Below are 16588 nucleotides of genomic sequence, written 5' to 3'. Positions count from 1 at the left end.
GCGGGGCGCGTTAGCCTGAGCGCGGTTCAATGACAAGGAGTCAACCCATGCTGGAAATGCAGATCCAACCCCGCTTTCAGGAGACGGATGCCCTCGGCCATATCAACAATACGGTGCCGGCGGTCTGGTTCGAATCGGCGCGGGATCCCCTGTTCCGGATCTTCTCCCCCGATCTGGATGTGCATAACTGGCATCTGATCATCGCGGGCTACACGGTGCAGTTCAAACGGGAGCTGTTCTACGGCCAGCCGGTCACCATCAAGACCGGCGTGCGCCGCATCGGCACCAGCTCATTTACGGTCTGGCAGGAGGCCTGGCAGGGCGGCGAACTGGCCGTCACCGCCGAAACGACCCTGATCCATTTTGACTACCGGGCCCGCCAATCCCTGCCCCTGAGTGATGCTCACCGGGAAGGGCTGCGGGCCTGGCTGACAGAGAGTTAACCACGGGCCGGATGGCCCATCACAGGAGTGCTATGTACAACTCAATGCGCAACACAGCGATCGCGCTGACCCTGGGATTCTGCTCCCTCCCTTCTCTGGCCGCTTCTCTCGCCGAGCAGTTTACCCTGATGGAGAAGGGGGCCGAGAGCGCCCTCGATACCCGTCAATTCAGCCATGACGGCGTCGATATCAAGGCCTGGATCGATGGCGCCCCCGTCATCATCGCCGTGCCCATCATGAACGAGCTGGGCAAGCTGGAAGGGGAGAGCCGCTACTACTTCAAGGGCGGCAAGCTGTTCGGGGTCAAAGAGCCCGCCGCCCAGTTCGCATTTGACGACAGCGGCAAGCTGACCCAGTGGCTGGATGAGAAGGGCCAGCCCGCCGAGTTCGTCAGCAAAATGAGCATGCAGCAGCGTCAGGAGTGGCTCACCAAGCGGGCTGCCGAGCTGAGCAAGCTGTTTGTGGTGAGCGCGGCCGAGCAGAAGGCGGCCAAGGGTGGCGTCAAGCTGAAGGGGGCGGATCTCGCTCACTGGCTCTGCAACGGCAAACTGATGGATCTCGCCCATGGCGACAAGGTGATCTTCGAGCAGGATAAGCTGAAGATTGGCGAGCAGGGGATCGAGGGGGAGGTCTCCCTGCGTCAGGATAAGGGGTGGCAGGAGTTGAGCCTCAAGTGCGAGGTGCAGGGCACTCAGGTGACCCGCCTCACCTGGCAATCTTTACCGGCAACCAACAAGCCGCAATAAGTGCACCACAGCAAGGGGCCCATCGTGGGCCCCTTGTCATTGGCTCATTGTTCCCCCAGCTTGAGCCGGGTGAGCGCCTCGACCCGGCGCCACTGTCCGGGTTCGAACCAGCGGGCCAGCAGCTCCTGTTGCTGTTCGGCCCGGGCCTCGTTCGGCAGTTGCCTGAGTTCGGCCAGAAAGCCGCTGAGCTGCTCCTCGAACCCTTGCCGGTTCTGCTCCAGCTGGCGCATCCGATCCACCGCTTCCGGCCCCCCCGTCTCCAGCAGCAGAGCCTCCCGTTTGGCCGGGTCCATCTGCGCCAGCTCTTGCAACTCCTCAAGCAGGCGACTGTTGGCCTCCGCCTCGCGAAACCAGTCCGGTTGCTCCGCCAGCCAGAGATCCAGCTCGCTGGCCAGCTGCGACTTGTCGCTGTCTCTTGCCTCCGCCAGCGCCCTGCGGCGCAGGGTCAGCTGCTCCATCAGTCGATCCTCGGCAAACAGCTGGGCCTGCTCGGCCGGGGTAAAGCTCTGCTGGCGCAGCTGCTCCCGCTCGTCAAACAGGATCTGCAGGCTGGCGAGGGAGATCTCGGTGGGCACCGTCAGGCTGCTCTGGGCGGAGACAAAGGTGCGATAGCGCGCCTGCAGGGCATCGGCGGCCTCCTGCTCGGGATCGTGCGGGTGGCTCTGTGCATGCTGATTGGTTTGAGCCTGTGATGAGTCTGCCGTCGGTGCTGTGGGCCAGAGCAACACCCCGCCAAGTAGCAGGGTGATGGCACAGGGCACGACGAGCAGGGTGGCTATCTTCATAGTCCCAGCTCCTTGAGACGGTTGGCATGCTGGCGATAGAGGGTGACCGGATCGGTCTCGAACAGATGGTGGATGCCGAAGGACTGGTTCACTTCGTCCAGATGGTTCATCCGGTAGTCGGTGCCGATCACCTTGCCGAGGTGGCTGCTGCAGACCCCGACCAGTCCGTCATTGGGCTCCTTGAAGAAGGCGCCGGTCAGCGCCAGCGCCGGATCCACCGGATCCAGCAGATTGGTCAGGTTGCCGCGTCCGCTCCAGGAGAAGTAGTAGACGCCGTTGGTCGCCCGCATCGGGCCCTCGCCGCAATACTGGCTGGGCAGCCCTTCCGGATAGCGCAGGTTGAACTGGTTGGCTCCCTTGCTGGTGAGGGCATCGAGGGCGGCGACCGGATCTTGCGGCAGCTGGCTCCCGCCCGAGAGCAGTGAAATCATGCCAGAGAGGGCGTGGGCCGCGGCGGCCGCCAGCTTCTCGGTGGCCGAGCCGGGCGCGGCATTGGCCCGCACCAGATCGGCAATCTCGGAGCCATAGTTGACCCCGCCGACGCTGGTGGCGGAGGCGACCAGCTCGGGGGCGACCGAGGCGACATAGCGGATGGTGGGACCGCCGTGGGAGTGGCCGATCAGGTTGACCTTCTCGGCGCCGGTAGCTGCCAGCAGCAGCTCGACCTGGGCGAGCAGCTGCTCCCCCCGTTGTTCTGAACTGGCGGTGGCTGACACCTGCGCCACGTAGACTTTGGCACCATCCCGGCTCAGGGCCTGGGGAATGCCGTAGAAGTAATCGACCCCGAGCAGCTTGTCGAAGCCGAACAGGCCGTGCACCAGCACTATGGGGTAGCGGGTCTGGGTGTATCCGCTGGCGTGTGCCAGCATGGGCAGGGTGCAGAGCAGCACCAGAAGCCATCTCTTCATCATCAGCATCCTTGTTGAATCGTGAGGAACAGATTGTGTGGCGTACTCCATGTTCGCCGGTGCCAGTATGGTGGCTGCTGACGGGAGAGGCTGTGAGGGGGATCGCAACTCGGGATTCAAAAGGGATTCAGGGGGCGGGCGGGGAGGCTGAACTCCCCGCTCTGCGGCTTATTGCCACTCCACCAGGTGATACTGCTTCTTGCCCCGGCGCAGCAGCAGGTAGCGGCCAAACAGCCGATCAGTGGCGCTTAGCTGATCATCCTGCTTGAGCACACCATTGAGGCTGATAGCGCCCGCCGCCAGCAGTTCGCGGGCGATGCGCCTAGAGTTAGCCAGACCGCAGCTGACCAGCAGGCTGACCAGATCCGTCTCGCCGCTGACGGTGCTGCTCGGCATGCCATCCTGCGCCAGCTGGGCCAGATCGCTCTCGCCGAGGCGGGTCACGTCGCCGCTAAACAGCAGTTCGCTGATGCGCTGCACTGCCGCCAGTGCCGCTTTGCCGTGTACCAGCTCGGTCAGCTCGTTCGCCAACACCTGCTGGGCCTGCTTTCGCCCCCGCCGCTTCGCGTCTTCCGCCTCCAGTGCATCAATCTCGCTCAGCGACATAAAGCTGTAGTAGCGCAGGAAGCGGTAGACATCCTCATCCGCGGTGCCGAGCCAGAACTGGTAGAAGGCGTAAGGGGAGGTGAGCGCCGGATCGAGCCAGACCGCGCCCCCTTCGGTCTTGCCGAACTTGGTGCCGTCTGCCTTGGTGATAAGGGGCAGGGTCATGCCATAGACCTGGGCCTGATTGAGGCGGCGGGTGAGATCCATGCCGCTGGTGATATTGCCCCACTGGTCGTTGCCGCCAATCTGCAGGGTGCAACCGAGCCGCTGGTGCAGCACCGCAAAGTCGTAGGATTGCAGCAGGGCGTAGGAGAACTCGGTGAACGAGATGCCCTGATCCGGGCGGGCCAGTCGCTGGCGCACCGATTCCCGCGCCAGCATGGCGTTGACCGAGAAGTACTTGCCGATATCCCGCAGAAAATCGAGGGCGGACATCTGCCTCATCCAGTCGCCATTGTTGACCAGTTGCGGGGCCGACAGGCCATCATCGGCGGGCAGCAGCGCCCTGATTTGGGCCGACAGGCTGGCGACCCAACCCTGCACGGTATCGGCACTGTTGAGGCTGCGCTCGGTCGCCTTGAAGCTGGGATCGCCGATAAGGCCGGTTGCCCCGCCCACCAGTGCCACCGGGGTGTGGCCCGCCAGCTGGAAGCGGCGCAGCATCAAGAGCGGCACCAGATGACCGATATGCAGGCTGCCGGCGGTGGGATCGAACCCGCAATAGACGGTGCGCGGGGTGGAGAGATGATCGGCCAGGGCCGCCGGGTCGGAATTCTGGGCCACAAGGCCGCGCTGGCTCAGTTCATCGAGCAGGTGGGGGTTGATCATGGGTTCTCCAACAGCAGGGGGAAAAGTCGTCATCCTCGCCGTTCTAGCCGGTGGCGGATATGTCCCCTGAGGGACAGTTTTGCCACTCTCGTGCTAGCATTCAGCCATAGCGGAGAATCGCTCCCCGTCACCGGAAACGTGCCACCATGACCCAGCCATTCACCACAGATGCCTTGACCCGCAGCATGACCGGGGTGGTCGATGCCCTGCACAGCAGCGCCTTTCCGGCGGCGCTGGTGCGGCTGATCCAGCAACAGGTGGCGTTTGATTGCGCCCTGCTGCTCGGGGTGGGGCAGCGGCCCGTCTACCTCTACGACAACCTCAATCATCAGCGGGCTCTGCTGTTTGATCGCTACCTCACCAGCCACTTCAGTCAGGATCCCTTTATGCAGGCGCTGGAGCAGGGCTTGCCTGCCGGCGTCTGGACCCTGGCGCAGGTCTCCCAAGGGCGGCTCGATCCCGAATATCGCCACCACTTCTATCAGGCCACCGGCTGGCAGGAGGAGGTGGGGCTGATCCTGCCGGTGCGGGACGGACTGACGCTGATGCTGTTTCTGGGGCGACTCGACAAGCGCAGTACCCTCAGTCGTGACGAGCTGGCGAGGCTGGAGCAGCTGTTCCCGCTGGTGCATTCGCTCTGTCGTCAGCAGTGGCGGCGGAGCCAGCCGCTGCTGGCCCAGAGCACTGCGCTGCCAGACAGCGCCAGCCTCCGGAGTGCGGTGGAGCTGGCGATGGCGAGTGTCGGGGGCGATAGGCTTACCCGGCGCGAGCGGCAGGTGGCGGAGTTGCTGCTGCAGGGGCTGGATACCGAGGCGATTGCCGCGGAGCTCGGGATTGGCAGTGGCACGGTGAAGAATCACCGCAAGCATCTCTATGGCAAGCTGCGGCTCGGCTCGCGGGCCGAGCTGTTTCATCTCTTCCTCAACCATCTGATCACCACAGAGGGAAGAGGATGAACCGGGGTTACTCGATCTTCGGTAGCGGCTTATCGCTTTGGGGAAGGTTACTGAGTCGCTGGTAGCGTTCCATCAACTGCCGGTATTCGCTACCGAGACGAACCTGATCGAGGGCTTGTTGCAACCGGGCGACCTGCTGCCGATCCGCCCGCGGGTTGAAAGCAAAGCAGTTGTCCTGTTCCTCCAGCACTGCGACAGAGATGAAATCTTCCGCGGCAAATCCCAGAGCTTTCAGTTGATGGAATAACATCACCTCGTTGCCTGCTACCAGATCTGTACGGGCCATGATGAGCTGGCGTACCACCTGCTCCATGCGCTCCACCGCCATCATGTTGCCCGGGCTGATGCCGCGGTTGAGCAGTAACTGCTCCCCCACGTCAGCCTGCATTACCCCTACCTGCAGTTTGGCCAGATCCCCCTTGCCGGTCACTCTGGGGGCATCCTGTTTTCGTCCGACCAGCGTCACTCGCGAGTGGCTGATGGGGCAAACCCATAGGAAATGGGGATCACGCTCTTTGGTTCTGGCGGTGGTAAAAAGAACGGCCTCCGGTTGCTGGGTCAGCAGATACCAACCGCGGGCCCATGGCAGAAATTGGATCGGTTGCTCCGGCTCCCCCAGCTCGCGCCACATCAGCCGCAGCAGCTCAACTGCCAGCCCGATGGGCTTGCCCTCCTTGTCCAGCCCGTTGAGGGGCATGTTCTGCTCCGAGTAATAGATAAAGGCGGACCGTGCGGGGAAGCTGGTCAGCAGGAGCAGGGCGATAAGGGCCGCGAGCAGGGATCGCATGGCGCACTCCTTGTGCAGGGAATTACCTATCAGTCTATGTGTCCTTGGCCGGAAGTTCATAGTCGGGTCGCGGATACCGCGACAGGCCACCTTGCGGTGACCTGTCGGTTTATTTTAGCAGGGCCTCCATCTCCGCCTCTGCCTTGGCGCGAGCCTCGGCTTCTGCTGCTATGGCGGCATCGGTGGCGCTCTCTCCGGCCGTATGGGGGGCGGCACTGACGGCCTGTTTGGCTGGCGCGGCAACAGCCTTGGTGGCTTCCTGTGTCACAGTAGCTGCGGCGATGCTGACTGCCTGTTTGGCAGGAACGACAACAGCCTTGGTGGCCTCTTGCGTCGCGGTCGCAGCGGCGCTGCTGACGGCTTGCTTGGCAGGAGCGGCAACGGCCTTGGTGGCTTCTTGCGTCGCGGTCGCAGCTGCGCTGCTGACGGCTTGTTTGGCAGGAACGGCAACGGCCTTGGTGGCTTCCTGCGTCGCGGTCGCAGCTGCGCTGCTGACGGCCTGCTTGGCAGGAGCGGCAACTGCCTTGGTGGCTTCTTGCGTTGCGGTCGCAGCGGTGCTGCTCACCGCCTGTTTGGCGGGTGCAGTGACTGCGGTGGTTGCACTACGGGTCAGATCGGTCGCGCTTTGGCTTACCGCTTGGGTGGCCTGCCCTGTGGCGTTGGCGGCTGCGCCGCTGATGGCCTGGCTGGCGCTGTTGGTCAGCGAGCCGGTGACGCCGCGAGTCACTGTGCCCAGCGCGCTGCCAAGGGAGAAGGGGGAGGCGCCACTCTGACTGGTTGCCGTACCGGTCAGGGCATTGGCCGCCGGGGTGAGCTGGCTGGTGGGGGTCTGCCAGCCCTGCATGGCGGTTGGCCATGTCGGTGCCGTGCCCGCCAGATTTTCGCCGAAGGTCAGGGTGGTGCCATCCCCTTTTTGCAGCAATACAGACATCTGGTTGGTTTGCGAGTTCCACACCATCCCCGCCTGCTTGGCGATATCCGGCACGGGCGCATACTCGGAGACCACATAGAAAAGCGGCCCCTCCTGCTGTAACTTGTCGGCAGTCTTGAGCAACTGCATGGTGCTGTCGTAATTGGGGCCAAGGATGGCGGTCATCCGATCCTTGATCAGGGGTTGTTCGAACAGATTGACCTCGTTCGGGTCAAAGCCGACCAGCGGCTTGAGCAGGGCCCACATCAGCTGGCTGGTGGGGCTCATCATTAGCAATGGGGCAACGCAGGCGGACAACATCAGGCTCAGGCAGGCAGCCTTGAGCAACGGCATGATACGCATTGGGATAAGATCCAAATAACGATTTGATAAATAAGGTTATATTTTGTCAGGACGTGACAAATTCACCGGGAGTTTGCGCGTGGCAGCGAGAGACTGCCTGCAGGCGCTGGCAGGCTACCATATTGGTTCCACAATGCCAGCAGGCTGTATGATTATCCGTCAAGTAAACTCGGGGCCGGGTTGATTGCTGGAGTGGGCCTGAGAGTCTGGCGTTCCCCTGCGATGGTGCTGCCAGTGGCCACATGGCAGCAAAACCAGAAGAGGATTTCAGGGGGCCAGTGAGGCTTTTCTTGATCCAGCTAAAGACATGGACGTGATCCCTGTCGCATAATGCAGCTCCTTTCTACTCTTGGCTGGAACCTAAGAAATGGCTCGTCGCTCTTCCAATGCACAACGTCGTCGCAGTAGCTGGTGGTACAAACGCCTGTTGGCAAGGGAGCGGCAAGAGCGCGAAGCGCGTTCCGTCCGGGATTGATAAAGCATTGAAAAACGGAGCGTTTGCTCCGTTTTTTTTCACCTATGAAACTGGCTGAATGGCTCAGTGTGCAGCCCTGTCTGCCGACAATAAATCACTCTGACCGTGCCGGTTGTATGGACTGATGCGATGGATGATGCATGATGGACGTTTCGAGAAGGAGCCTCATATGCAGATTACCATCCGTCATGCCGAATCCGCCGATGCCCCCGCCTTGCGGGATCTCTATGCCATGCCCAATGCCCAGGCGGGCACTTTGCACTTGCCTATGTCTCCCCTTAGCCAGTGGCAGAAGCGGTTGGAGAGTGACAGCGTGGTGGCACTGGTCGCCGATGTTGACGGCTTGCTGGTAGGCCAGCTCTCGCTGCTGGTTGAGCCCAATCCGAGACGCAAGCATGTGGCCTGTATCGGTATGGGGGTACGGGATGACTGGGCAGGCAAGGGGGTGGGCTCTGCCCTGATGGCTGCGGCGCTGGATCTGGCCGATAACTGGCTCAACCTGCACCGGATTGAGCTGACCGTCTATACCGACAATGAGGCCGCACAGGCGCTCTATCGCAAGTTCGGTTTCACGCAGGAGGGGCTGGCTCGTGACTATGCCTTCCGGCAAGGGCGCTATGTGGATGTGTTCTATATGGCCAGAGTTGCGGGGGGCGTCAGTCGCTAACGGCATGGTCGATTATCAGGCCAGATTGCGCCCGGTGATCCGGGCGCTGGAGCAGAATCCCGAGCTCTGTCTCAGCGAGGCGGCCAGCCTCGCCTCACTCTCCAGCTATCACTTTCATCGGGTCTTTACCGCCGTCACCGGTGAAACCCCGGCCGAGATGCAGCGCCGCCTGCGGTTGGAGCGGGCTGCTCGCTCTCTCTGCTACAGTCGCGACCCGATCACCGAGATTGCCTTCTCGGCCGGTTTTGCCAGCTCACAGGCCTTTGCCAAGGCGTTTCGCAAGCAGTTTGCCATGGCACCGGGGATGTTGCGCCGCCAGCCGTCACTCTTGCAACTGAGCAAGAATGGACACGCGGCTGCCCGGGTCTCTGATTATGTTGAAGGCCGTTCCAGTGAAAGGAGGCTACAGATGAAAACCGAACAGATGGCTGCGCGCACTCTGGCCTATATCCGGGTCACCGGCCCTTACGGCATAGGCTATGAGCCGGTGTGTGACCAGCTCTATCAATGGGCTGTCGGGTTGGGCTTGGCCGAAGGGGAGTGGATCTTCATCTACCACGACAACCCCGAAGTGACGGCTCCCCAGCAGTGCCGCACCGATATTTGCGTCACCGTGCCGGCGGGGACCAAAGGCCGCGGCAATGTGGAGATCCAGCAGCTGGCGGGCGGCCGCTATGGCCAGTCACGTTTTACCGTGATCGACCCGGCCCAGTACCCCGCACTCTGGCAGCAACATATCGGTGAGGTGGTAGCGGCCGGTTTCGAATTTGATGATCGACCCTGTTTCGAGCTCTATCACAGCTTCGATCCGGTGACCAAGGTTGCGGATGTGAGCTTTTGCTCCAGCCTAAAGGGTTAGGGCACAACAAGACGTAAGGGATGGTACAGAGCATCGCGCAGAAATTAGAGAGCCGGACAGTGTCCGGCTCTTTTGCATCTGGCGGTTGGGCGGCGGTTAGCGCTGGAACCCCTTCTGGGCGAACTTGGGGCGGGCGTTCATGATCTGCTCCACCTGTTCGTCGCTCATCTTGCCACGCGACAGCCCCAGCACCTTGTAGGTGAGCAGCGGTCGGGCGGGCAGGGCGATCATCAGGGCGCGGATCTGGTTCTCGTCATCCTTATCTCGGGTCGGCTTGCCGTAGGCATAGGTGAGGACGCCGGCATCCATCAGGTTTTTGACGGCGGGCTCGGTGATCGGCAAGTTTATGACGCTTTTACGCTGTAGCACGAACTCGCGCAGCACCGCCTTTTCGTTGAAGTCGAGGAAGCCGATCATCTGGGCCAGCTGGTCCTGCTGACGGCGCGCCTGCCACTCTTCGCAAGCCCACTCCCAGGCGATCAGGAAGCCCTGACTGCAGAAGTAGGAGATGGCGATCAGCATGCCGACCCCCAGCCAGGCCGCATGATCCGCAGCCCACTGGCTGACGGCCCCTTTCATCAGCCCGGCCGGAAACAGCAAAATGATGCTGCAACAGAGCAACAACCAGACCATTAGCCAATTGAGGCGGCTGAGTTGATAGAAATGTTGGATCCACCGTTTCATTGTTCATCCTTCCCAAACTGTTGTGGATAGTGAACTACCTACAGCAATCGGTGTGCCAACAGCGTAATGGCGCCGGGGAGGGGAGGCTGGCGATACATTTCCTTACAACTTATTGAATGAGTTATCAGTAATTTGCCTTGTGAGGTGACGCTCGAGTTGGTAAAACGTCCCCTCAGTCATTGGGGAGTAGCAACCCGCCCGTATTCCGGGCCGGGCCCATGTCAACACTCTTGGATCCTCGCATCCATGGCATGGGCGGCGATAGGCACTATCGCTCTGCAAGACCTTTGGCCTCGATATGCACGCCAGCCGGGCGAGCCATGTCGGGTCCATCGGTTATTCTGCTCGCCTGGCGGTATCTATTATGTTGATTACCCTGCTGTTATTTCTCGTCTCTGCGGTCACCATCTACCTTGCCTGCGAATACTTCGTTAACGGCATCGAATGGACCGGACACCACTTCAAACTCTCGCAAAGTGCCACTGGTTCGCTGCTGGCTGCACTGGGTACGGCGCTGCCCGAATGCATTGTCACCCTCACCGTCCTGCTGATGGGTAACACGACCGCCCAGCAAGAGATTGGCATCGGTGCCGCCCTCGGCGGGCCGCTGGTGCTGGCTACCATCGGCTACGCGGCGGTCGGCCTCACCCTGCTGCTTTGCATGGGGCGTACCGAACGGGCCATCGATGGCGAGGTACAGCGCGAGATTGGCCGGGATCAGCGCTGGTTTATGGGAATCTTTCTGGTGGCCACTGTACTGGGTCTGGTCGCCTTTACCGGCAAGAGCTGGCTGGCCCCGCTCTTCCTGCTGGTCTACCTCGTCTATGTAAGGCGCGAGCTGAAGCAGAGCGACAGCCATGAGGTCGAGTTGCCTGAGCCTCTCAAGCTGGCTCCAAATGCCGGGATCCCGCCTCTTGGCAAGGTGCTGCTGCAGACGCTGGCTGCACTGGTGGTGGTAGCGCTGGCGGCCCAGCTGTTTGTCCATCAGCTGGAGAGCATGGGCGAGCTGTTTGGCCTCTCGCCGGTGCTAGCGGCCCTGCTGCTGAGCCCGGTGGCGACCGAGATGCCGGAGCTGATGAACGTGCTGATCTGGGTGCGGCAGGGCAAGAACCGGCTGGCGCTGGCCAATATCTCCGGGGCCATGATGATCCAGGGCACTATCCCCAAGGCGTTCTGTCTGCTATTCACCCCCTGGCTGCTGGATAGCGCAATGATGGCCTCCTCGCTGGTGACGCTGCTGGCGGTCGGGTTGCTCTGGTGGGGCTTCAGAAAGGGGGTGATGACCGCCGGGCGGTTGGCACTGGTGGGCTTGCTTTATCTCGGCTTCTGCGGCTGGTTGCTGGTGAGCTGAAGCGGGAAGCGCGGATATGAAAAAGCCCCCTTGGCAGGGGGCTTTGTTGTATCGGTTGGGGCGGTGCTTACAGCGCGGCGATCTCGGCCTGCTGGGCTTCCAGCTTGCTCAGCTGGAGACGGTAATCTTCCAGCTTCTCGCGCTCTTTGGCGATGACCGCTTCCGGCGCCTTGGCGACGAAGGCTTCGTTGCCGAGCTTGCCTTCGATACGGCCGCACTCGCCAACCAGACGGGCAACCTCTTTGGCCAGACGGGCCAGTTCGGCGTCCTTGTCGATGAGACCGGCCATCGGGATCATCAGTTCGGTCGCACCGATCAGCTTCTTCACTGACAGCGGGGCGGTTTCACCGTCCGCCAGTACGCGGATGGACTCCAGACGGGCCAGCGACTTGAGGAAGGCCTCGTTGTCAGCGGCGCGCTGGGCATCCTTTGCATCGCACTGGAGCAGCACGTTGAGGGGCACGCTCGGTGCCACGTTCATCTCGGCGCGGATGTTGCGGATGCTGACGATGAACTCCTTCACCCACTCCTGATCCGCCATCGCGGCTTCGTCCACCTTGGCGGCGTCGAATTCCGGGAAGGCCTGAATCATGATGGTGTCGGCGTGTACGCCAGCCAGCGGGGCGACCGATTTCCAGATGGTCTCGGTGATGAACGGAATGATCGGGTGTGCCAGACGCAGCAGGGTTTCCAGCACGGTCACGAGGGTGTGGCGGGCAGCGCGCTGCTCGGCCTCGGAACCCTTGGTCAGTACCGGCTTGGTCAGCTCCAGATACCAGTCACAGAACTGGTTCCAGATAAATTCGTACAGCACGCCAGCCGCGATGTCGAAGCGGTAGGTATCGAGGGCGGTACGGAAGTCACGGATGGCCACTTGCAGCTGAGACTGGATCCAGCGATCCGCCAGACTGAACTGCATTTCGCCACCGGCAAAACCGCAGTCCTGATCTTCGGTGTTCATCAGCACATAGCGGGAGGCGTTCCACAGCTTGTTGCAGAAGTTGTTGTAGCCATCCAGGCGCTTCATGTCCCAGTTGATGTCACGACCGGTAGAGGCCAGCGCTGCCAGCGTGAAGCGCAGGGCGTCGGTACCGTGGGCATCGATCCCTTCCGGGAATTGCTTGGCGGTACGCTTGGCGATCTTCTCGGCCATCTGCGGCTGCATCATGTTGCCGGTGCGCTTCTCCAGCAGATCTTCCAGCGAGATGCCATCGATCATGTCGAGGGGGTCCAGCACGTTGCCCTTGGACTTGGACATCTTCTGGCCCTCTTCGTCACGGATTAGGCCGGTGATGTAGACGGTCTTGAACGGGACTTGTGGCTGGCCGTTTTCGTCCTTGATGAAGTGCATGGTCATCATGATCATCCGGGCAATCCAGAAGAAGATGATGTCGAAGCCGCTCATCAGCACGTCGGTCGGGTGGAAGGTCTTGAGCGCCTCTGTGTTGTTCGGCCAGCCCAGGGTGGAGAAGGTCCACAGGGCGGAGCTGAACCAGGTGTCGAGCACATCTTCGTCCTGACGCAGGGTAGTCACGGACGGGATGCTGTGCTTTGCGCGCACTTCATCTTCGCTGCGGCCCACGTAGACGTTGCCGGCGTCGTCATACCATGCAGGGATGCGGTGACCCCACCACAGCTGACGGGAGACGCACCAGTCCTGAATGTCGCGCATCCAGGAGAAGTACATGTTTTCGTACTGCTTTGGCACGAACTGGATGCGGCCATCTTCCACCGCCTCGATGGCGGTCTTGGCCATCGGTGCCACGCGTACGTACCACTGGTCGGTCAGCATCGGCTCGATGGGCACGCCACCGCGATCGCCGTAAGGCTGTTGCAGCACGTGATCCTTGATCTCGTCCAGCAGACCCAGCTCTTCCAGCTTGGCCAGAATCGCTTTACGGGCGGCGAAGCGCTCCAGACCGGCGAACTCGGCCGGCAGGGCGGCATCGTAGGCGGTGCTCGGGTTGCCGTTGGTATCGACCACTTCGGCCTCGGCACGCACGTGAGCGTCCAGGGTGAAGATGTTGATCATCGGCAGGCTGTGGCGCTTGCCCACTTCGTTATCGTTGAAGTCGTGGGCCGGGGTGATCTTCACGCAACCGGTGCCCTTCTCCATGTCGGCGTGTTCGTCGGCGACGATGGGGATCAGACGGTTCACCAGCGGCAGCAGGATGTGCTGGCCGATCAGCGCCTTGTAGCGCGGGTCTTCCGGGTTCACGGCCACGGCGGTATCGCCCAGCATGGTCTCCGGACGGGTGGTGGCGACAATCAGGTAATCCTTGCCTTCGGCAGTCTTGGCGCCGTTGGCCAGCGGATAGCGCAGGTGCCACATGTGGCCCTTGATCTCGCGGTTCTCCACTTCCAGATCGGAGATGGCGGTGTTGAGTTTCGGATCCCAGTTCACCAGACGCTTGCCGCGGTACATCAGGCCATCTTCGTAGAGACGAACGAACACTTCCTGCACGGCGGCGGAGAGCCCCTCATCCATGGTGAAGCGCTCGCGCTCCCAATCCACGGAGTCGCCCAGACGGCGCATCTGGCGGGTGATGGTGCCACCGGACTCTTCTTTCCACTGCCAAATCTTGTCGATGAAGGCATCACGGCCGTAATCGTGGCGAGTCTTGCCCTCTTCTGCCGCGATCTTGCGCTCAACCACCATCTGGGTGGCGATACCGGCATGGTCGGTACCTGCCTGCCACAGGGTGTTTTTGCCCTGCATGCGGTTGTAGCGGATCAGGGTATCCATCAGGGTTTGCTGGAAGGCGTGACCCATGTGCAGGCTGCCGGTGACGTTCGGCGGCGGGATCATGATGCAGAAGGAGTCTTTTCTGGTGTCGCCGTGGGGCTTGAAGTAACCCTGTGCTTCCCAATGCTGATAGAGCGCCTGTTCGATGGCGTTGTGATTAAAAGTCTTTTCCATGGTCTCGCCGTAATCTGGATGGATGGAGTCTGGTGTTGATTCTTTATGGATCAATTGGTTGCAGTCAGGGCTGCGCCGGATCCGGTGCGGCAAGGACGGGCTGATCCCTCATTTCGAGGGCATGGCCTGCCTGGCGATAGTGCTTGTAGCGCTCGCGAGCTTGCTGCTTTTGTGTTTCGTCAGTGGGGACAAAATCTACCACTTGAGCGAAGTGTCCTGCAAACAAAGGTGTCTGTTTGGCCAGATTGATGAGGCGGGCGTAGCGTCGGCGTGGCGGCTGGTGGCCGATCTCCACCGGTGCCTGACCGCTTTCGCCTTGCAGCTGGTGCGGCACGAAGCGCTCCGGTGGCAGTTGCCACAGCAGTTCGTCGAGGCGCAGAGCCTGAGCCTCATCGTCGCAGAACAGGTAGATATGGCCCGCACCCCAGCTATCGGCAACGAGCTGGCAGGCGAGCCGTTCGATGGCCGACGCCTGCGTGTCATCCTGTTTGCTCATCAGGTAAAAGGTCACTTGGCTCATCAGGTTGATCCCGTGTTGCAGTGACGGACTATTGACCGCCTCATGAGGCTCGCGGGGTGTTTCTCCGCTCGCAACTCACTGATTCAAGAATGAAACAAGGAAGAGGCGGGCCTCTTCCTTGTGATTCAGGGTAACGCCAACCCCGTTGATGCACGCATCAGACAGGGTGGGAGAGTTACTCTTTCTCTTCGATATCCACGCCAGCCCGGTTCAGCAGGAACTGGGTCAGCAGGGGCACCGGACGACCGGTGGAGCCTTTATCCTTGCCACTCTTCCAGGCGGTCCCGGCGATATCCAGGTGGGCCCAGTTGTACTTCTTGGTGAAGCGTGACAGGAAGGCCGCCGCGGTGATGGTACCGGCAGGACGACCGCCGATGTTGGCCATGTCGGCGAACGGGCTGTCGATCTGCTCCTGATACTCGTCGAACAGCGGCAGACGCCAGGCGCGATCACCCGCCTGCTCGGAGGCGTTGAGCAGCTCGTGGGCCAGCGGGTTGTGGTTGGCCAGCAGACCCGAGGTGTGGTGGCCCAGCGCGATGACGCAGGCACCGGTCAGGGTCGCCACGTCGATCACGGTTTCCGGATCGAAGCGGTCCACATAGGTCAGCGCATCACACAGTACCAGACGACCTTCCGCATCGGTGTTGAGCACTTCGATGGTCTGGCCGGACATGGAGGTGAGGATGTCACCTGGGCGATAGGCGTTGCCACCCGGCATGTTTTCGCAGCCTGCCAGCACGCCGATGACGTTGATCGGCAGTTGCAGCTGGGCCAGCGCATGCATGGTACCGAGCACGGAGGCGGCGCCACCCATGTCGTACTTCATCTCGTCCATGCCGTCGGCCGGCTTGATGGAGATGCCGCCGGAGTCAAAGGTCAGACCCTTGCCGACCAGCACGATGGGCTTGGCATCCGGATGACCCTTGTATTCGATGATGGCCATCATGGCTTCGTTATCGGAGCCGCGGGCCACCGCCAGGTAGGAGTTCATGCCGAGCTCGGCCATCTCCTGCTCGCCCACCACCTTGGTGGTGATGTTGTCGTAGGCATCGGCCAGACGACGGGCCTGGGAGGCCAGATAGGCCGGGTTGCAGACGTTGGGCGGCATGTTCGCCACGTCGCGGCAGACCCGCACACCCTTGGCCACGGCTAGACCGTGAGCGATGGCTTTTTCACCAATGGTCAGTTCCCGACGCGTCGGCACGTTGAATACCAGCTTGCGCAGCGGGCGACGTGGCTCGGCCTTGTTGGTCTTGAACTGATCAAAGCTGTAGAGGCCCGCCTTGGTGGTTTCTACCGCCTGGCGCACCTTCCAATAGGTATCCCGACCCTTGACGTGCAGCTCGGTGAGGAAGCAGACCGCTTCCATGGAGCCGGTTTCGTTGAGGGTGGTGATGGTCTTGTTGATGATCTGCTTGTACTGGCGTTCGTCGAGTTCCCGCTCCTTGCCGCATCCGACCAGCAGTACGCGCTCGCTGAGCACGCCCGGTACTTGATGCAGCAGCAGCATCTGGCCTGGTTTCCCTTCCAGGTCGCCACGGCGCAGCAGCGAACTGATATAGCCATCGCTGATCTTGTCCAGTTGTTCGGCAACCGGAGAGAGGCGACGAGGCTCAAATACGCCGACTACGACGCAGGCGCTACGTTGCTTCTCTGGACTGCCACTCTTTACACTGAACTCCATGGAATCTCCTACATCCTAAAGACAAAAGGCACCTTTTATTGAATAATGCGGTGCTTGTTGGGGTATCAGAGGCGGAGCGAACAGCCACAGGCTCCG

General features: G+C 61.5%; 15 protein-coding genes and 1 riboswitch. Of the genes, 6 read left to right on the top strand and 9 right to left on the bottom strand.

Translation table 11 applies throughout. The annotated features are described in order from the left end of the window. The first annotated feature begins 47 nt into the window (after positions 1-47). Together G5195_RS05770 and G5195_RS05765 are read left to right on the top strand one after the other, a co-directional pair. Positions 48-443 carry an acyl-CoA thioesterase gene (locus tag G5195_RS05770; RefSeq protein WP_005336457.1) on the top strand — a complete coding sequence of 132 codons (396 nt, stop codon included), beginning with the start codon at positions 48-50 and terminating at the stop codon, positions 441-443. A 44-nt stretch (positions 444-487) separates the two neighbouring features. Further along, positions 488-1189: a hypothetical protein gene (locus tag G5195_RS05765; RefSeq protein WP_270656807.1), complete on the top strand. Its 702-nt coding sequence runs from the start codon at positions 488-490 to the stop codon at positions 1187-1189. A gap of 44 nt (positions 1190-1233) precedes the next feature. Here the strand turns inward: G5195_RS05765 and G5195_RS05760 are convergent, their stop codons facing one another. The 3 genes from G5195_RS05760 to tyrS form a co-directional block, all read right to left on the bottom strand. After that, positions 1234-1974 (bottom strand): lipase secretion chaperone, encoded by a 741-nt coding sequence (locus G5195_RS05760; RefSeq protein ID WP_421223604.1) that lies wholly within the window; start codon positions 1972-1974, stop codon positions 1234-1236. Beyond that, on the bottom strand, positions 1971-2882 hold the full coding sequence (locus G5195_RS05755; protein ID WP_421223637.1) for a lipase family alpha/beta hydrolase: 912 nt from the start codon (positions 2880-2882) through the stop codon (positions 1971-1973). The genes G5195_RS05760 and G5195_RS05755 overlap by 4 nt, the downstream gene beginning before the upstream one ends. 168 nt (positions 2883-3050) lie before the next feature. Next, positions 3051-4316 (bottom strand): tyrosine--tRNA ligase, encoded by a 1266-nt coding sequence (gene tyrS, locus G5195_RS05750; RefSeq protein WP_421235928.1) that lies wholly within the window; start codon positions 4314-4316, stop codon positions 3051-3053. A gap of 146 nt (positions 4317-4462) precedes the next feature. Here tyrS and G5195_RS05745 point away from each other — a divergent pair, with 146 nt between their 5' ends. Continuing rightward, the gene (locus G5195_RS05745) at positions 4463-5272 is read left to right on the top strand and encodes a helix-turn-helix transcriptional regulator (RefSeq protein WP_421235927.1); all 810 of its coding nucleotides are present in this window, start codon (positions 4463-4465) and stop codon (positions 5270-5272) included. A 7-nt stretch (positions 5273-5279) separates the two neighbouring features. Here the strand turns inward: G5195_RS05745 and G5195_RS05740 are convergent, their stop codons facing one another. Together G5195_RS05740 and G5195_RS05735 are read right to left on the bottom strand one after the other, a co-directional pair. After that, positions 5280-6059 (bottom strand): substrate-binding periplasmic protein, encoded by a 780-nt coding sequence (locus tag G5195_RS05740; protein ID WP_216952698.1) that lies wholly within the window; start codon positions 6057-6059, stop codon positions 5280-5282. A 109-nt stretch (positions 6060-6168) separates the two neighbouring features. Further along, the gene (locus tag G5195_RS05735; RefSeq protein WP_421223598.1) at positions 6169-7332 is read right to left on the bottom strand and encodes a hypothetical protein; all 1164 of its coding nucleotides are present in this window, start codon (positions 7330-7332) and stop codon (positions 6169-6171) included. A gap of 644 nt (positions 7333-7976) precedes the next feature. Between G5195_RS05735 and G5195_RS05730 the strand changes: the two genes are divergently transcribed. Together G5195_RS05730 and G5195_RS05725 are read left to right on the top strand one after the other, a co-directional pair. Then, entirely contained in the window at positions 7977-8474 is a 498-nt protein-coding gene (locus tag G5195_RS05730) for a GNAT family N-acetyltransferase (RefSeq protein ID WP_216952700.1), read from the top strand. Positions 8475-8478: 4 nt separating this feature from the next. Continuing rightward, complete coding sequence (locus G5195_RS05725; RefSeq protein ID WP_421235941.1) at positions 8479-9333, top strand: AraC family transcriptional regulator; 855 nt, start codon at positions 8479-8481, stop codon at positions 9331-9333. A 96-nt stretch (positions 9334-9429) separates the two neighbouring features. On the opposite strand, the gene G5195_RS05720 is transcribed toward G5195_RS05725, so the two are convergent. Further along, on the bottom strand, positions 9430-10017 hold the full coding sequence (locus tag G5195_RS05720; RefSeq protein WP_216952701.1) for a superinfection exclusion B family protein: 588 nt from the start codon (positions 10015-10017) through the stop codon (positions 9430-9432). A 169-nt stretch (positions 10018-10186) separates the two neighbouring features. Next, positions 10187-10293: riboswitch (yybP-ykoY riboswitch) on the top strand. 88 nt (positions 10294-10381) lie between these two features. On the opposite strand from G5195_RS05720, the gene G5195_RS05715 reads away from it, so the two are divergent. After that, the gene (locus tag G5195_RS05715; RefSeq protein WP_421235926.1) at positions 10382-11368 is read left to right on the top strand and encodes a sodium:calcium antiporter; all 987 of its coding nucleotides are present in this window, start codon (positions 10382-10384) and stop codon (positions 11366-11368) included. A gap of 67 nt (positions 11369-11435) precedes the next feature. Here the strand turns inward: G5195_RS05715 and G5195_RS05710 are convergent, their stop codons facing one another. The 3 genes from G5195_RS05710 to pepA all read right to left on the bottom strand — a co-directional run bounded on the left by G5195_RS05710 (position 11436) and on the right by pepA (position 16492). Beyond that, complete coding sequence (locus G5195_RS05710; protein WP_421235925.1) at positions 11436-14288, bottom strand: valine--tRNA ligase; 2853 nt, start codon at positions 14286-14288, stop codon at positions 11436-11438. A 64-nt stretch (positions 14289-14352) separates the two neighbouring features. Then, a complete protein-coding gene (locus G5195_RS05705) occupies positions 14353-14808 on the bottom strand; it encodes a DNA polymerase III subunit chi (protein ID WP_421235924.1) in 456 nt (151 codons plus the stop codon). 175 nt (positions 14809-14983) lie between these two features. Then, positions 14984-16492, bottom strand: coding sequence for a leucyl aminopeptidase (gene pepA / locus G5195_RS05700; protein ID WP_005336423.1), 1509 nt, complete (start codon positions 16490-16492; stop codon positions 14984-14986). Between the last annotated feature and the right edge of the window lie 96 nt (positions 16493-16588).

The sequence above is a fragment of the Aeromonas sp. 601039 genome (genome assembly GCF_049174415.1).
In the GTDB taxonomy this organism is placed as follows: domain Bacteria; phylum Pseudomonadota; class Gammaproteobacteria; order Enterobacterales; family Aeromonadaceae; genus Aeromonas; species Aeromonas veronii_A.
The sequence above is the reverse complement of the archived record's forward strand: the minus strand, read 5'-3'. Positions and strand labels throughout refer to the sequence as shown.

Bases quoted from the DNA above. Each gene is read 5' to 3' on its own strand.
- tyrS (WP_421235928.1), bottom strand. From the start codon at position 4,316: ATGATCAACCCCCACCTGCTCGATGAACTGAGCCAGCGCGGCCTTGTG.
- G5195_RS05755 (WP_421223637.1), bottom strand. From the start codon at position 2,882: ATGAAGAGATGGCTTCTGGTGCTGCTCTGCACCCTGCCCATGCTGGCA.
- G5195_RS05770 (WP_005336457.1), top strand. From the start codon at position 48: ATGCTGGAAATGCAGATCCAACCCCGCTTTCAGGAGACGGATGCCCTC.
- G5195_RS05730 (WP_216952700.1), top strand. From the start codon at position 7,977: ATGCAGATTACCATCCGTCATGCCGAATCCGCCGATGCCCCCGCCTTG.
- G5195_RS05745 (WP_421235927.1), top strand. From the start codon at position 4,463: ATGACCCAGCCATTCACCACAGATGCCTTGACCCGCAGCATGACCGGG.
- G5195_RS05710 (WP_421235925.1), bottom strand. From the start codon at position 14,288: ATGGAAAAGACTTTTAATCACAACGCCATCGAACAGGCGCTCTATCAG.
- G5195_RS05740 (WP_216952698.1), bottom strand. From the start codon at position 6,059: ATGCGATCCCTGCTCGCGGCCCTTATCGCCCTGCTCCTGCTGACCAGC.
- G5195_RS05765 (WP_270656807.1), top strand. From the start codon at position 488: ATGCGCAACACAGCGATCGCGCTGACCCTGGGATTCTGCTCCCTCCCT.
- G5195_RS05725 (WP_421235941.1), top strand. From the start codon at position 8,479: ATGGTCGATTATCAGGCCAGATTGCGCCCGGTGATCCGGGCGCTGGAG.
- G5195_RS05735 (WP_421223598.1), bottom strand. From the start codon at position 7,332: ATGCGTATCATGCCGTTGCTCAAGGCTGCCTGCCTGAGCCTGATGTTG.
- pepA (WP_005336423.1), bottom strand. From the start codon at position 16,492: ATGGAGTTCAGTGTAAAGAGTGGCAGTCCAGAGAAGCAACGTAGCGCC.
- G5195_RS05760 (WP_421223604.1), bottom strand. From the start codon at position 1,974: ATGAAGATAGCCACCCTGCTCGTCGTGCCCTGTGCCATCACCCTGCTA.
- G5195_RS05720 (WP_216952701.1), bottom strand. From the start codon at position 10,017: ATGAAACGGTGGATCCAACATTTCTATCAACTCAGCCGCCTCAATTGG.
- G5195_RS05705 (WP_421235924.1), bottom strand. From the start codon at position 14,808: ATGAGCCAAGTGACCTTTTACCTGATGAGCAAACAGGATGACACGCAG.
- G5195_RS05715 (WP_421235926.1), top strand. From the start codon at position 10,382: ATGTTGATTACCCTGCTGTTATTTCTCGTCTCTGCGGTCACCATCTAC.